Here is a 15,116-nt window from a genome sequence, read left to right as displayed (position 1 = left end):
GCCCCATTGGCACGGCTTACTTGGCCGCCCAGGCGTTGAAGCGTTGTTCCAGCTGCTCGCTGTTGTCAGCCCAGAACACCACGTCGATCTGCACCTGATTGGCGATGTTCTCCGGCGTGGTCGGCATGTCCTTCTTGACCTCATCCGTCAGCAACGCCACGGCCTTGCTGTTGGCCGGACCGTAGGCGATGTTCGAGGAGAACACCTTCTGCTGCTCGGGCTGGATCGAGAAGGCGATGAACTTCTTGGCGTCCTCGAGGTTTTTCGCGCCCTTCGGAATGGCCCAGGCATCGAAGTCGTAGATACCGCCGTTCCATACCACCTTCAGGTTGCTTTCCTTCTGCACCGCAGCGATGCGACCGTTGTAGGCCGAGCTCATCACCACGTCGCCCGAGGCCAGGTACTGCGGCGGCTGTGCACCTGCTTCCCACCACTGGATGTTTGGCTTGAGGGCGTCGAGCTTCTTGAAGGCGCGGTCCTGGCCTTCCTTGGTGCCCAGCACCTTGTAGACGTCTTTAGGTGCCACACCGTCGGCCATCAGCGCGAATTCCAGGGTGTACTTGGCACCCTTGCGCAGGCCGCGCTTGCCCGGGAATTTCTGGGTATCCCAGAAATCCGCCCAGCTGGTGGGCGCAGTCTTGAGTTTGTCGGCGTTGTAGGCCATGACGGTCGACCACACGAAGAAGCCCACGCCACACGGCTGGATGGCGCCGGCCACATAGTCGGACTCATCGCCGAACAGGGCCGGGTCGAGCTGCTCGAACATGCCTTCGTCACAACCGCGGGCCAGTTCCGGCGACTCCACCTCCACCAGGTTCCAGCTCACGCTCTTGGTGTCGACCATGGCCTTGACCTTGGCCATTTCACCGTTGTAGTCGGCGGGGATGATCTTGCCGTTGCCGGCCTTTTCCCACGGCTCGTAGAACGCCTTGACCTGGGCGGCCTTGTTGGCCCCCCCGAATGCGACCACGGTCAGGTCGGCGGCGATGGCCTGGCTTGCTGCGAACAGGCCCAGGGTCAGAGCGGTCAGCTTCAAGTGTTTGTTCATTATTGTTCTCTCCGCGTTGCTGGGATGGGTGAGGCGATCCTCACTGGGCTTCCAGAATAGGATCGAGTGCGCGACCGTGCTCGACCTCCCAGCCCAGTGGCACCACATCGCCCACGGCCAGGGCCGGGTCGAGTTCGGCGATGGGTTGCTTCACGAAGAAGTCCGCCTTGCCGCACACTTCCAGACGCACCCGCACGTGGTCGCCCAGGTAGATGAATTCGGCCACCCGCCCAGAGAAGCGGTTGACGCAGCTTTCGCTGTGACCGTTCAGGCGCACGCGCTCCGGACGGATCGACAGGGTGACCGGCTCGCCCGGCTGGCCGACGTTGACGGCCAGTGCCTCGACCTTCTCGCCACGGGGCAGCGCCACCAGGCAGCGATCGCCGGTCTGGCTGAGCAGGCGCCCGTTGATACGGTTGTTCTCGCCGATGAAGTTGGCCACGAAGGTATTCTTCGGCTCTTCATACAGGGTGCGCGGGTCGGCGATCTGCTGGATCTCGCCCTGGTGGAACACGGCCACGCGGTCGGACATGGTCAGCGCTTCGCCCTGGTCGTGGGTCACGTAGACCACGGTCACGCCCAGACGCTGGTGCAGGTGCTTGATTTCCATCTGCATGTGTTCGCGCAGCTGCTTGTCGAGGGCGCCGAGTGGTTCGTCCATCAGTACCAGTTGCGGTTCGAACACCAGGGCGCGAGCCAGCGCAACACGCTGCTGCTGGCCGCCGGAAAGCTGGCCGGGGTAGCGCTGGGCGAAGGTTTCGAGCTGCACCATGTTCAGCACGCGCTTGACCCGCTCGCTGATGTCGGTCTTGCTCAGGTTGCGCACGCTCAGCGGGAAGGCCAGGTTCTCGGCCACGGTCATGTGCGGGAACAACGCATAGTTCTGGAACACCATGCCGATGTCGCGCTTGTGCGGCGGCACGTTGTTGATCGAACGCCCGTCCAGCAGGATCTCGCCGGCGGTAGGGGTTTCGAACCCTGCCAGCATCATCAGGCTGGTGGTCTTGCCCGAGCCCGAGGGGCCGAGCAGGGTCAGGAACTCGCCTTTGCGAATATCCAGATTCAGGTCTTTGACGATCAGCGACTCGCCGTCGTAGCTCTTCTGCACACCACGGAAGCTGACCAGCACTTCGCCGGTTGCAGCGTTCGAATTCACCTCACTCATACCTGCACCTTCTTGTTGGATGACTGCTGTGACCCAAGACTAGAGAAGGCAGAAGGTGGCGCAAATCGGGGGCGCTGAGAGAATGCCATCAGCCGGATGGAAACTTGCGGGTAGGGATTGCCCTACAAGGGTGGCGTTTTCAGACACGTTGATAGCCGTGCTGCCCCCTTCGCTGGCAAGCCAGCTCCCACAAGATTTGTCGGTACACGCCGAACCTGTGGCGGCTGGCTTGCAAGCGAAGGGATCAACCCGATGTCGTTTTTGGAACACTCACACCAGCTTGTGCTCCATCGCATACTTCACCAGCTCGGCCAGCGAAGTCACATTCAGCTTCTGCATCAGGCGCGCCTTGTGGGTGCTGATGGTCTTGTTGCTCAGCGCCAGCTGCTGGGCAATGTCGTTGACGTTCGCCCCCTGGGCCAACCGTTCGAACACCGAGAACTCGCGCTCCGACAGCATCGAGTGCAGGGGGCGCGAATCCGTCAGCCCCACCTCGAACACCATGCGGTCGGCCAGGTCCGGATCGATGTAGCGCCCGCCCCCCGCCACCCGGCGAATCGCGGTCAGCAGCAGCGCCGGATCACTGTCCTTGGTCGCGTACCCCGCCGCGCCGATCTTCAGCGCCCGCGCCGCCATCTGCGCTTCGTCATGCATCGACAGCACCAGGATCGCCGGCGGCGCGCTCAACGCGCGAATTCGCGGTATCGCCTCCAGCCCGTTCACCCCCGGCATCGAGATATCCAGCAACACCACCTCGCATTCGGTGTGGCGCAAGGCTTCGAGCAACTGCTCGCCATTGCCGGCCTCGCCCACCACCTGCATGTCCTTGGCCAGGCCGATCAACTGCTTGATGCCCTCGCGCACGATGGTGTGGTCTTCGGCAACCAATACTCGAATCACTGTCAACTCCTGTCGTTGTTCAGGGGGATGCGTACGCTCAACGTGGTGCCCTCGCCCGGTTCGCTGTCCAGGCGCATGCTGCCGCCCAGCATCAGCACGCGCTCGCGCATGCCCACCAGGCCGAACGAGGTCGGGCGCTGGTCACTCTGCACGAAACCCACGCCGTCGTCGCTGATGGTCAGGCACAGCATCGCACCGTCCAGGCCCAGGTTGATCTGCACAGTATGCGCGTGGGCGTGGCGCATGACGTTGGTCAGGGCCTCCTGCAGAATGCGGAACAGGCTGGTGGCCTTGGCGTCGCTGAGCGGCGGCAGGTTGTCCGGTACCTCGACCAGGCACGGGATCTGCGTGCGGGCCTCGAAACGCCGGGCCTGCCACTCGATGGCCGAGGCAATGCCGGCATCCAGAATCGGCGGGCGCAAGGCCGTGGCGACGTCGCGCACCAGCTGGAACAGCTGCGCGATCAGGCGCTTCATGCTGCCCAGGCGCTCGTTCAGGCCCGGGTCCAGCCCGGCATAGGCCAGCTCGCACATCGAGGTTTCCAGCTTGAGCACGGTCAGCATCTGCCCGAGCTCATCATGCACCTCGCGGGCGATCCGCGCTTTCTCTTCCTCGCGTACGCTCTCCAGGTGCGCCGACAGTTCGCGCAGCTGCTCCTGGGAGCGCGCCAGTTCCAGCTCGGCGCGCTTGCTCTGGCTGATGTCCCATACCACCCCGTCCCACACCACGCGGCCGTCGCGCAGATTGCGGGTACTGGCCTTGATGTCGGCCCAGCGCTGCTCACCCTGGCGCGTGACGATGCGGCCCTGCCACGACCAGTCCTGGTCGGTGGCCAGCGCCTGGTCCTGCACGCGGTGATAGTCGGCGCGGTCTTCGCTGTGCACCAGGTTGCGCAAGCCCATGTCCGGGTGCTGCAGTTCGATGGGCGAGTAGCCGACCAGGGCCTCGCTGCCTTCGCTGATATAGGGGAACTCCAGGTCGCCGATCGCCGGGTTGCGCTCCAGCCGGAACACCAGCCCCGGCACGTTGCCGGCAATGCCCTTGAGCCGCGCCTCGCTCTCGCGCAGCGCCGCCAGGGCACGGCGGCGCTCGGTGACGTCATTGATGAACACCACCAGGTATTCGGCATCGCGAAAGCGCAAGAAGCTCAACGACACATCCACCGGTACCAGGCTGCCATCGGCGCGCAGGCACTGGGTCTCGAAGCGCTGCGCCGCCTCGTCGCTGGCCCGTGCGCGCTTCCACAGGTCCAGCCAGCGGTCCATGTGCAGGTTGGGCTCGATATCGATCAGCGGGCGATCGTTCAGCGCCCCCGAGGTATAGCCGAGCATGCTTTCGACCGCGCGGTTGGCGTAGCGCACATGGCTGTCCCAATGCACCCACAGGATGCCCACGGTGCTCTGGTCGAGGGAGAACTGGCTCAGGCGCAGCGCCTCTTCGCGGGCCAGGCGCTTGGCGATGTTTTCCCGCGCAGCCAGCAGATTAAGTTCCAACTGCTGTTGCTGGCGCCGCTGCCAGATCACGATGAAGACGCAACTGAAGAACAGCGCCGCGAACAGCAACGCCAGGTTCTGCCAGAACCCCGGTGACTCGCTCAGGCGCGGGTAGCGGGGTTGCAGCCAGCGGTTGTGCAACTGCTCCAGGTCCTTGGCCGGGATGGCCTGCAGGCCGACCTCGATGATGTCGGCCAGTATCGGCCAGTCACGCCGCGAGCCCACCCGCAGCAACTGCGGCAAACCGATGTCGCCCACCACCACCAGATCGCTGAATTCGTTCTCGCGCGACAACCGGCTCAACTGCGCTTCATCCAGCACCGCGTAGCGCACCTGCTCGCTGAGCAACAGCTGCAAGGCCTGGCGCTCGGCCGGCACGCCTTGAAGATTCAGGTTGGAATAGGTCGCGCGCAGATAGTCGGCCAGCGAACTGGGCATGCGCACGGCCACTCGCTCGTTTTCGGCGAGCCGCTCCAGGTCCACTGCCATCGAGCCGTTGCGCGGGCCCACGATCAACTGCGGTACGCGCATGTAGGGGTCGCTGAACAACCAGCGACGCAGGCTGGCCGGGGTCTGGGTCAGCCCTGGCGCCAGGTCGATCTCGCCGCCGGCCAGGGCATGCTCGAGCGCGGCCTGGTCGGGGAAGTTGCGCCACGTCAGGTCCAGGTCCAATGCCCTGCCCAGCCAGTTCATCAGCTCGACGTTGACACCTGACAGCTGCTGCAGGCGCCGGTCGAACTGCGCGAACGGGGCCTGCAACACCAGGCCCACCCGCAAGCTGCGATGCTGGTCGAGCCATTGCTGTTGCGCCGGGTCCAGGCGTACCGCAGCCGGTACGGATGCCTGCTCCGCGTTCGCCATAAAGGGCCAGCACAAGCAGCCGATAAACAACAGGCAGCGCAAACGCATCATCTTGAATCTCGTCAATGAAGGGACCGCCATCGAACATGGCCGTCGTCGACAAATACCATTAGGCTGCCGGTATCACTCTGGCCTGGATCGATCAATGTTCGTACTCAAACGCACGGCGCTTTCGGCGCTATGCCTGTCCTTGATACTACCTTGTACCGCACAAGTTCTGGCGCAGGAAACGCCGGCCGCCGACGCCGATGCCGCGCCGGCCACGCGCCAGGCGCTGCCCGAGCGCAGCCAGGAAGACGCCCAGGCCCTGGAGCGGCAAGTGCCCAAGGACGAGCAGCAAACCCTGCAGGCCGGCAGCGACAGCTTCCTGGCCCTGTGGAAACCTGCCAACACCCCGGCACCCGAAGGCGTGGTGATCATCGTCCCGGGTGCCGGCGAGAGCGCCGACTGGCCACGCACCGTCGGCCCCCTGCGGCGCAAGTTCCCCGATGCAAAGTGGGCCAGTCTGAGCCTGAGCCTGCCGGATCTGCTGGCCGAGAGCCCGGTGGCCCGCAAGGAAACCCCGGCACCGCCCCCGCAACCGGACAAGGACGTGAAGGGCGCACCGGCCAAGGCCACGCCGGCCGATGCCAATGCCAACATCGCCCAGGCCACCGCAGCAGAAACCGAAAACAGCGAAAGCGCCGAAGCGCCCGCCAGTACCGATCCGGCGGCCAGTGAAAAGGCCGACGCCGAGCGCATCTTCGCCCGCCTGGATGCCGCCGTCGCCTACGCACAGCAGCAGAACGCACGCAGCGTGGTGCTGCTGGGCAGCGGCAGCGGTGCCTACTGGTCAGCCCGTTACATCAGCGAACGGCAACCGCCGCAGGTGCAAAAGCTGGTGATGGTCGCTGCGCAGAACCCGGCCCGCGTCGAACACAGCCTCGACAGCCTGGCCGCCACGCTCAAGCTGCCGACCGCCGACTTTTACTATGCCAACCAGGCCGGCGTCAGGCAGGCGGCCGTGAACCGCCTGCAGGCCAGCAAGCGACTCAAGGACAGCAGCTACCACCAGGTCGCCCTGACGGCCATGCCCGGCAACCAGGCTGCCGAGCAGGAGCAACTGTTCCGCCGCATTCGCGGCTGGCTGAGCCCGCAAGCGGTCGACTAGAAGCCGCGCCGCTTGCGTACCACCGCGTAGGCCTGATGCAGGTCACGGGTACGCTCGGTGGCGTCGCGCACCTGCGCCGGGCTCGCGCCGCTACCCACCAGTTTGTCCGGATGATGCCGGCTGAGCAGGCGCCGGTAGGCCTGCTTGACCTGTACAGGCTCGGTCTCGGGTAACACCCCCAGCAAGCGCAGGGCCTCGGGATAGCTGATGCCCTGATTGCCCAGGGCCGCCCGGTGCGGCTCGTAGTCGCTGGCCAGTGCCTGCACCCGGGTCGTCGACCAGCCCAACTGCTGCCCCCACTGCATCAACAGTTCGCGCTCGTGACGCCCTACCCGGCCGTCGGCCCAGACCATGCGCCAGCAGGCACGCAGCAAGCCTTCGGCAGCATGGGGTTGCTGCTTGAGGCGACGCAGGTGCGGATGCAGGCGCTCGCTGCCGCTCTTGCCCCGGTTGAATGCGGCAATCGCGCGCAGACGTGCCGGTTCGCTCATCTCCAGGCGCTGCATTTCCTGACGCGCCTGCTGGATATGTCCGTCGACCACCCGCCCTTCACTCTTGGCCAGGCGCCCAAGCAGCACGAACAGCACTTCGTCGTCGCGCAGCACCGCGCGCCCGCCCAGACGCTCGCGCAGGTGCGCCCAACTGTGCAGTTGCAGACGGCGGTCCATCGCCTGACCGAGCAATGCCCCCAGCAACGCCCCTGGAATGCTGGCGATGGCAAAACCCGCTCCGGCACCAATCACTGTGCTCGGCCACAACATGTCAGCGGCGCTCGGCGAGCAGGCGCTCGACTTCGGCAAGGCGTTCGAGGGTACCCACATCCACCCACTGGCCAGTGAAATGCTCCCCACTGACCAGGCCCTTGGCCATCGCCTGGCGAAACAGCGGTGCCAGCTTGAAGGCGCCGGCCTGGCAACCGTCGAACAGTTCCGGGTGCAGCACGGCGATCCCGCTGTAGGTCAAGGTCGGCGAAACCGCGTCGGCATCCTTGACCTGCCCGGCCTGCAGGCGGAAATCACCTTTGCCGTGATGGCCCGGGTTGTCCACCAGCACCAGGTGCGCCAGCCCGGACAGCGACGCAGGCAGGCGGCTGAAGTCGTACTCGGTCCAGATGTCGCCGTTGATCAGCGCAAAAGGCGCGTCGCCAAGCAGCGGCAGCGCCTTGTAGATCCCGCCACCGGTTTCCAGTGGTTCGCCTTCGGCGGAATAGCGGATGCTCAGGCTAAGTTGCGCGCCATCGCCCAGGTGCTCTTCGATCTGCTGTCCCAGCCAGGCATGATTGATCACCACCTCGGTGAAGCCCGCCCTCGCCAGGGCGCGCAGGTGATACTCGATCAACGGCACGCCGGCCACCGGCACCAGCGGCTTGGGTGTATGCAGGGTCAGCGGGCGCATGCGCTCGCCCTTGCCTGCGGCCAGAATCATCGCCTTCATGCGCGCGCCCCGCCTGCGGCCTGCAGGCTGTCGATCAGTTCGTCCAGCTCGGCCAGCTCGGCCAGCTCAGGGCGGCGGGCGATCACTTCATCTATATAAGCAAAGAACCGCGGCACATCGGCCAGGTAGCGCGGCTTGCCGTCACGGTGGCAGATGCGCGCGAAGATGCCAATCACCTTGAGGTGGCGCTGCACGCCCATCAGGTCGCTGGCACGCTGGAAGTCCTCGAAATCGGCCTGCACCGGTACGCCCAGAGCCTGCGCCCGCTGCCAGTAGTCCTTGAGCCAGCCCTCCACCCGTGCCTGGGGCCAACTGAGGAAGGCGTCCTTGAACAGACAGGTGATGTCGTAGGTCACCGGGCCGTACACCGCATCCTGGAAATCCAGCACGCCCGGGTTGGGCACACTCTGCATCAGGTTGCGCGGCATGTAGTCACGGTGCACCAGCACCTTGGGCTGGGCCAGGGCGCTGTCGATCAGCAGGGTGCTGATGCGTTGCCAGGCCGCCTGCTGCTCATTATTCATCTGCAGGCCCAGTTCACGACCCACGTACCACTCTGGGAACAGCTCCAGCTCGCGGCGCAGCAGGGCCACGTCATAACTGGGCAACGGCGCCTGCATCGGCAGTTGCTGGAAGGCCAGCAGCGCCTGGATGGCATCGTCGAACAGGCCATCGGCGTTGTCGCTGGTGATCACATCGAGGTAGGTGTGGTTGCCCAGATCACTCAGCAGCAGGAAGCCGCGCTCGAGATCCTGAGCGTGAATTTGCGGCACATTGACCTCGGCGCTGGCCAATAAATGAGCAATTTCCACAAAAGGCCGGCAGTTTTCCTGCGGCGGCGGGGCATCCATCACAATAAAACTGCGTCCTTCGGCGGCCCAGCGGAAGTAGCGGCGAAAGCTCGCGTCGCTGCTGGCAGCGGTCAGGCAGCCCGCTGGAACCGGACCCCAGCCCTGTTTATGGAAAAGATTTGCCAGCTGTTCGGCCAGCCATACATTCAGGTGTTGCAGGCGTACATCATGTTCGGGCATTACATGGGTCTCCGACGGCCCTAGCCGTCAAGCGGGTCATGCTTTATTATCCAGCATCTTTTTCAGACCATCGAGAGGCGTGCGGCCCCACACGCGGGCAGATGGCACGCAGGAAGCCCGGACTAATAAGATGGCATTGAAATCCCCCGCGTTTCGTAAAAAATTCCCGTTGCTCGTCACCGGCGGTCTGCTGGCGATGCAACCCCTGGCCACGTCGTACGTGGTGGCTGCCGAGCAGTTCGACTGCCAAGTTTCCGCTGCCGGAGGTTGGGACTGCAAGCCCAAGACCAGCACCGCGAACCTGCCACCACGCCCTGTGCATGACGGTGCGGCGGTCAGCTCGGCCGGCGAAACGCCTGCCCAGAGCGCCGACGGCAGTGCCGAAGCAGCGGGCAAGGGCCCAGCACTCGTCACCGAAACCAAGGGGCGCGGCCTGAAGGCACGCAGCGCCGACTACAGCCATCTGGACTGGGTACCACGCGATCAGCTGACCCCTGCCCAGCTCGCCGAAGCCGGCCCGTATTGCTCCGGGGCCTACATCGAGCCAACCCGTCCGGGCATGGATGACACCACGCCCAAGGACGAGTCGCCGACCTTCATCGGTGCCAAGGTATCGCGCTACCAGCAGGAGCAGCAGATCGCCACCCTCGCCGGTGACGTGGTGATGCGCCAGGGCAGCATGCAGGTCGAGGCCGACGAGGCCAATCTGTATCAGGCCGAGAACCGTGGCGAACTGAGCGGCAACGTGAAGATCCGCGACAATGGTTCGCTGGTGGTTGGCGATCACGCCGACATCCAGCTCGACACCGGTGAAGCCAAGGTCGACAACGCCGAGTACGTGATGCACAAGTCGCGTATCCGCGGTAACGCGCTGTACGCCAAGCGTGCCGAAAACGCGATCATTCGCCTCAAGGACGGTACCTACACCACCTGCGAGCCGAACAGCAACGCCTGGCAGCTCAAGGGCAACAACATCACACTGAACCCGGCCACCGGCTTCGGTACCGCGACCAACGTCACCCTGCGGGTCAAGGATGTACCGGTGTTCTACACCCCGTACATCTACTTCCCGATCGATGACCGTCGCCAGTCCGGCTTCCTGCCGCCATCGTTCAGTACCAGCAGCGACACCGGCTTCATGCTGGTCACGCCGTACTACTTCAACCTGGCACCGAACTACGACGCCACCTTGTATCCACGCTACATGGCCAAGCGCGGCCTGTTGATGGAAGGCGAGTTCCGCTACCTGACCAAGTCCAGCGAAGGGCAGTTCGGTGGTGCGTGGCTGAATGACGAGGAGGACGAGCGCAAGCGTCAGTCCGACTACAAAGAAAAGCGCTGGATGATCAACTGGCAGCACAAGGGTGGCCTGGACGAGCGCCTGATGACCGAAGTCGATTACACCGACATCAGCGATCCGTACTATTTCCAGGATCTGGAATCGGATCAGATCGGCGTACAGAGCCAGGACTACATCAACCAGCAAGGTGCGTTGACCTATCGAGGCGACGATTACACTGCGCGGTTGAATGTGCAGGACTACAAGCTGGCGACCATCAGCAAGATCACTCCTTACGGGCGCCTGCCGCAGGTTACGTTCAACGGCAAGCTGCCGTACAACCCTGGTGGTCTGGACTTCGCCTACAAGACCGAGTTCGTACGCTTCGAGCGTGATCTACGTAACGGCAATTTCATTGATAAAAATGGTAACCCAGAACTTCGTTATGACGAACGAGTCAGGGGCTTGGCTCGCTCCAACGGCAATCGAATCAACGCCGTACCTGAGGTCAGCCTTCCGATGGAATGGAGTTATGGCTTTATCAAGCCGTCCGTTAAGTATGCCTATACCCGATACGACCTTGATCTAGACCAGCAAGGCAAAGACTTTCTGGCTAGTAACCAGAACTTGAACTCGAACACTCGAGAGTCGTTCAGCAGCTCACAAAGTCGTAACGTACCGATCTTCAGTGTCGACAGCGGCCTGTATTTCGACCGTGATACCCAGTGGTTCGGCAACAACTACCGTCAGTCTCTGGAACCACGTCTGTTCTACCTGAACGTGCCATACAGGGATCAGAACGACATCCCGGTATTTGATACCAGCGAAAGCACGTTCAGCTACTCATCCCTGTTCCGTGACAATCGCTTCAGTGGTTCAGACCGCATCGGCGACGAGAACAAGTTGTCGCTGGGCGTAACAAACCGCTGGATTGAAGAAAACGGCTTTGAACGTATGCGCTTCAGCATTGGTCAAGCTATGTACTTCAAGGACCGCAAGGTTCAGTTGCCTGGCATCTACTATAAAAACCGTGATGACGCGCAAGCCAATGTTTCGCCCTACGCGCTGGAACACGAGTATCGCTTTAACCGGGACTGGAGCTTGAGATCCGACTTCAACTGGGACCCGGACAGCCACAGCACACGCTCCGGCAGCACCATGTTCCACTACCAGCCGGAAGACAATGTCAACAAGATCGTCAACCTGGGTTATCGCTATCGTAACGACACAGTGCGTTACAACCAGAGCACCGGCCAATGGCAGGTGGGTGGTGGCGACTACGGCACCCCAGGCCAACCGGGCTACGTCAAGGACTACTACAAGATCCAGCAGCATGACTTCTCCGTCATGTGGCCGATCGTTCCGCAGTGGACCGCAATCGCCCGCTGGCAGCACGACTACAACCGCAACCGCACCCTGGAAGCCATGGGCGGTTTCGAATATGACAACTGCTGCTGGAAGCTGCGTCTGATCAACCGCTACTGGGTCGATTACGACGAGTTCAGCCAGGACGCACCCTCCAACGAAAAAGGCGACCATGGGATCTTCCTGCAGATCGTGCTGAAAGGCCTCGGTGGTGTAGTGGGTAAAAAGGTCGAAACTTTCCTCGACGAAGGCATTCAAGGTTACCGTGCACGTGAAGACCAAGCTTATTGATTGTCTGCGCCCGCTGATGCTGGGCGCTGTATTACTGAGCAGCACCGCGCACGCCGCGGTGCAGACCCTGGACAAGGTGGTGGCCATCGTCGACAACGACGTGGTCATGCAAAGCCAGCTGGACCAGCGCGTGCGCGAGGTCGAACAGACCATCGCCAAGCGCGGCGGCGCCACACCTCCACCCGGCGTGCTCGACCAGCAGGTGCTGGAGCGCCTGATCGTGGAAAACCTGCAACTGCAGATTGGCGATCGCTCCGGCATCCGCATCACCGACGAAGAACTCAACCAGGCCATGGACACCATTGCCCAGCGCAACGGCATGAACATGAGCCAGTTCCGTGCGGCCCTGGCCCATGACGGCCTGTCGTTCGATGACGCCCGCGAGCAGGTCCGTCGCGAGATGATCATCAGCCGCGTGCGCCAGCGCCGGGTAGCCGAACGCATCCAGGTTTCGGAACAGGAAGTGAAGAACTTCCTCGCCTCGGACCTGGGCAAGATGCAGTTGTCCGAAGAGTTCCGCCTGGCCAACATCCTGATCCCGACCCCGGAAAGCGCCAACTCGGCGGCTATCCAGGCGGCTGGCCAGCAAGCCGCCGCGATCTACCAGCAGCTCAAGCAAGGCGCCGACTTCGCCCAGCTGGCGACTGCCCGTTCGGCCAGCGAGAACGCACTGGAAGGTGGCGAGATGGGCTGGCGCAAGGCCGCCCAGCTGCCACCTCCTTTCGATCGCCTGCTCAGCACCATGGCTGTGGGTGACGTGACCGAGCCTGTACGCACACCAGGTGGCTTCATCATCCTGAAGCTGCAGGAAAAGCGCGGTGGCCAGACACAACTGCGCGACGAAGTGCATGTTCGCCACATCCTGATCAAGCCAAGCGAAGTGCGCAGCGAAGCCGCCACCCAGCAACTGGCGGAAAAGCTCTATGAACGCATCAGCGCCGGCGAAGATTTCGCCGAGCTGGCGAAGAGCTTCTCCGAAGATCCGGGTTCGGCGCTCAATGGCGGCGACCTCAACTGGGTCGATCCGAACGCACTGGTACCCGAGTTCCGCGAAGTCATGGCCAGCACCCCTCAGGGTCAGCTGTCCAAGCCGTTCCAGACCCAATACGGATGGCACGTACTGGAAGTCCTGGGTCGTCGCTCCACCGACAGCACCGAACAGGCACGCGAACAGCAAGCCATGAACGTGCTGCGCAACCGCAAGTACGACGAAGAGCTGCAAAGCTGGCTGCGTCAGATCCGCGACGAAGCCTATGTTGAAATCAAGCTTCCTGGCGCCGACCAGGCAGCCCAGTGAAACACCAGCGCTTCGCCCTGACACCCGGCGAGCCGGCCGGCATAGGACCTGACCTGTGCCTGCTGCTCGCCGAGCACGCCCAGCCCCACCCCCTGATCGCCATTACCAGTCGTGACCTGCTCGTCGAGCGGGCCGCGCAACTGGGCTTGGCCGTCACGCTGCTGCCTGTCAGCCCCGACGCCTTCCCGGATGCGCCTGCCCCTGCGGGCAGCCTGTACGTGTGGGACACGCCGCTGGCAAGCCGGGTAGTCGCCGGGCAGCTGGACAAACGCAACGCCGCCTTCGTACTGCAAACCCTGACCCGTGCGGGCCAGGGCTGCCTTCACGGGCACTTTGCCGGGATGATCACCGCGCCCGTGCACAAGGGCGTGATCAACGAAAGCGGCATTGCGTTTTCCGGGCATACCGAATTCCTCGCCGAGCTGACCCACACTGCGCAAGTGGTGATGATGCTTGCCACCCGCGGGCTGCGCGTGGCCCTGGTGACCACGCACCTGCCGCTGCGCGCAGTGGCCGACGCCATCACCGCCGAACGCCTGGAGCGGGTCACGCGGATCCTGCATGCCGACCTGCAGAGCAAGTTCGGCATCGCCCAGCCACGCATCCTGGTGTGCGGGCTCAACCCGCATGCGGGTGAAGGCGGCCACCTGGGCAGCGAAGAAATAGACATCATCGAACCGACATTGGCGCGCCTGCGCAGCGAAGGCATGGACCTGCGCGGCCCGTTGCCTGCCGACACCCTGTTTACCCCCAAATATCTGGAGCACTGCGACGCAGTGCTGGCGATGTACCACGACCAGGGCCTGCCGGTGCTCAAGTACAAGGGCTTCGGCGCCGCCTTGAACGTTACCCTGGGCCTGCCGATCATTCGCACATCGGTGGACCACGGCACCGCCCTGGACCTTGCCGGCACCGGCAGGATCGACACCGGCAGCCTGCAGGTAGCACTGGAAACCGCCTACCAGATGGCCGAGACCCATTTATGACCGAGCAATACCAACACAAGGCGCGCAAGCGCTTCGGCCAGAACTTTCTGCACGACGCCGGCGTCATCGACCGCATCCTGCGCTCGATCAGCGCCAAGGCAGGTGAGCGCCTGCTGGAAATCGGTCCGGGCCAGGGCGCCCTGACCCAGGGCCTGCTCAACAGCGGCGGCCAGCTGGATGTGGTGGAACTGGACAAGGACCTGGTACCGATCCTCAACCAGCAGTTCGCCGGCCGTGACAACTTCCGCCTGCACCAGGGCGATGCGCTCAAGTTCGACTTCACCAGCCTGGGCGCCGCGCCGCGCAGCCTGCGGGTGGTCGGCAACCTGCCGTACAACATCTCCACCCCACTGATCTTTCACCTGCTGGCCAACGCCGAGCTGATCCGCGACATGCACTTCATGCTGCAGAAGGAAGTGGTCGAGCGCCTGGCCGCCGGCCCGGGCGGTGGCGACTGGGGCCGCCTGTCGATCATGGTGCAGTACCACTGCCGCGTGGAACACCTGTTCAACGTCGGCCCGGGGGCGTTCAACCCACCGCCCAAGGTCGATTCGGCCATCGTGCGCCTGGTGCCCCACACCACCCTGCCGCACCCGGCAAAGGACCATCGCCTGCTCGAGCGCATCGTGCGCGAAGCGTTCAACCAGCGCCGCAAGACACTGCGCAACACCTTGAAGGCCCTGCTCAGCAGCGACGAGATCGCCGCCGCCGGTGTCGATGGCAGCCTGCGCCCCGAGCAACTGGACCTGGCCGCCTTCGTGCGCCTGGCCGACAAGCTGGCCGAACAGCCGCAGTAACACCTGATAACGGCCGGTC

12 protein-coding genes are annotated in these 15,116 nt (G+C 63.7%); 5 read left to right on the top strand and 7 right to left on the bottom strand.

All coding sequences use genetic code 11. From position 1 onward, the window contains the following. Positions 1-16: 16 nt before the first annotated feature. From DN388_RS18840 to DN388_RS18825, 4 genes are all read right to left on the bottom strand, one after another. Positions 17-1,048, bottom strand: a complete 1,032-nt coding sequence (locus tag DN388_RS18840) for an ABC transporter substrate-binding protein (protein WP_054915954.1) — start codon at positions 1,046-1,048, stop codon at positions 17-19. Between the two features lie 40 nt (positions 1,049-1,088). Next, complete coding sequence (locus tag DN388_RS18835; RefSeq protein WP_043863765.1) at positions 1,089-2,213, bottom strand: ABC transporter ATP-binding protein; 1,125 nt, start codon at positions 2,211-2,213, stop codon at positions 1,089-1,091. A gap of 270 nt (positions 2,214-2,483) precedes the next feature. After that, positions 2,484-3,113: a response regulator transcription factor gene (locus DN388_RS18830; protein ID WP_043863764.1), complete on the bottom strand. Its 630-nt coding sequence runs from the start codon at positions 3,111-3,113 to the stop codon at positions 2,484-2,486. A gap of 2 nt (positions 3,114-3,115) precedes the next feature. After that, positions 3,116-5,518: a transporter substrate-binding domain-containing protein gene (locus DN388_RS18825; protein WP_210014435.1), complete on the bottom strand. Its 2,403-nt coding sequence runs from the start codon at positions 5,516-5,518 to the stop codon at positions 3,116-3,118. A gap of 94 nt (positions 5,519-5,612) precedes the next feature. Here DN388_RS18825 and DN388_RS18820 point away from each other — a divergent pair, with 94 nt between their 5' ends. Further along, positions 5,613-6,617 carry an alpha/beta hydrolase family protein gene (locus DN388_RS18820; protein ID WP_255001607.1) on the top strand — a complete coding sequence of 335 codons (1,005 nt, stop codon included), beginning with the start codon at positions 5,613-5,615 and terminating at the stop codon, positions 6,615-6,617. On the opposite strand, the gene DN388_RS18815 is transcribed toward DN388_RS18820, so the two are convergent. From DN388_RS18815 to DN388_RS18805, 3 genes are read right to left on the bottom strand one after another with little or no spacing between them, the layout of a single operon-like run. After that, the gene (locus DN388_RS18815; RefSeq protein WP_043863761.1) at positions 6,614-7,378 is read right to left on the bottom strand and encodes a TerB family tellurite resistance protein; all 765 of its coding nucleotides are present in this window, start codon (positions 7,376-7,378) and stop codon (positions 6,614-6,616) included. The two genes, DN388_RS18820 and DN388_RS18815, sit on opposite strands and share 4 nt — an antisense overlap. Before the next feature lies 1 nt (position 7,379). Then, positions 7,380-8,051 (bottom strand): N-acetylmuramate alpha-1-phosphate uridylyltransferase MurU, encoded by a 672-nt coding sequence (gene murU / locus DN388_RS18810; protein ID WP_054915957.1) that lies wholly within the window; start codon positions 8,049-8,051, stop codon positions 7,380-7,382. Beyond that, on the bottom strand, positions 8,048-9,082 hold the full coding sequence (locus DN388_RS18805; protein WP_255001603.1) for an aminoglycoside phosphotransferase family protein: 1,035 nt from the start codon (positions 9,080-9,082) through the stop codon (positions 8,048-8,050). The genes murU and DN388_RS18805 overlap by 4 nt, the downstream gene beginning before the upstream one ends. A gap of 130 nt (positions 9,083-9,212) precedes the next feature. Between DN388_RS18805 and DN388_RS18800 the strand changes: the two genes are divergently transcribed. From DN388_RS18800 to rsmA, 4 genes are read left to right on the top strand one after another with little or no spacing between them, the layout of a single operon-like run. After that, positions 9,213-12,017 (top strand): LPS-assembly protein LptD, encoded by a 2,805-nt coding sequence (locus tag DN388_RS18800; protein ID WP_255001601.1) that lies wholly within the window; start codon positions 9,213-9,215, stop codon positions 12,015-12,017. Beyond that, positions 11,998-13,314, top strand: coding sequence for a peptidylprolyl isomerase (locus DN388_RS18795; protein WP_043863757.1), 1,317 nt, complete (start codon positions 11,998-12,000; stop codon positions 13,312-13,314). The genes DN388_RS18800 and DN388_RS18795 overlap by 20 nt, the downstream gene beginning before the upstream one ends. Next, on the top strand, positions 13,311-14,300 hold the full coding sequence (pdxA, locus tag DN388_RS18790) for a 4-hydroxythreonine-4-phosphate dehydrogenase PdxA (protein ID WP_078480892.1): 990 nt from the start codon (positions 13,311-13,313) through the stop codon (positions 14,298-14,300). Before DN388_RS18795 ends, pdxA begins: the two co-directional genes overlap by 4 nt. Beyond that, positions 14,297-15,097: a 16S rRNA (adenine(1518)-N(6)/adenine(1519)-N(6))-dimethyltransferase RsmA gene (gene rsmA, locus DN388_RS18785; protein ID WP_043863755.1), complete on the top strand. Its 801-nt coding sequence runs from the start codon at positions 14,297-14,299 to the stop codon at positions 15,095-15,097. The genes pdxA and rsmA overlap by 4 nt, the downstream gene beginning before the upstream one ends. Positions 15,098-15,116: the final 19 nt, after the last annotated feature.

It is taken from the genome of Pseudomonas sp. S12(2018), from assembly GCF_024355235.1.
GTDB lineage: Bacteria > Pseudomonadota > Gammaproteobacteria > Pseudomonadales > Pseudomonadaceae > Aquipseudomonas > Aquipseudomonas palmensis.
Note: the sequence above shows the minus strand (reverse complement) of the source record. Positions and strands in the feature narration are given on the sequence as shown.

Excerpts from the sequence above, each read along its gene's own strand:
- DN388_RS18840 (WP_054915954.1), bottom strand. The coding sequence starts at position 1,048 with ATGAACAAACACTTGAAGCTGACCGCTCTGACCCTGGGCCTGTTCGCA.
- DN388_RS18835 (WP_043863765.1), bottom strand. The coding sequence starts at position 2,213 with ATGAGTGAGGTGAATTCGAACGCTGCAACCGGCGAAGTGCTGGTCAGC.
- DN388_RS18825 (WP_210014435.1), bottom strand. The coding sequence starts at position 5,518 with ATGATGCGTTTGCGCTGCCTGTTGTTTATCGGCTGCTTGTGCTGGCCC.
- DN388_RS18820 (WP_255001607.1), top strand. The coding sequence starts at position 5,613 with ATGTTCGTACTCAAACGCACGGCGCTTTCGGCGCTATGCCTGTCCTTG.
- DN388_RS18815 (WP_043863761.1), bottom strand. The coding sequence starts at position 7,378 with ATGTTGTGGCCGAGCACAGTGATTGGTGCCGGAGCGGGTTTTGCCATC.
- murU (WP_054915957.1), bottom strand. The coding sequence starts at position 8,051 with ATGAAGGCGATGATTCTGGCCGCAGGCAAGGGCGAGCGCATGCGCCCG.
- DN388_RS18805 (WP_255001603.1), bottom strand. The coding sequence starts at position 9,082 with ATGCCCGAACATGATGTACGCCTGCAACACCTGAATGTATGGCTGGCC.
- DN388_RS18800 (WP_255001601.1), top strand. The coding sequence starts at position 9,213 with ATGGCATTGAAATCCCCCGCGTTTCGTAAAAAATTCCCGTTGCTCGTC.
- rsmA (WP_043863755.1), top strand. The coding sequence starts at position 14,297 with ATGACCGAGCAATACCAACACAAGGCGCGCAAGCGCTTCGGCCAGAAC.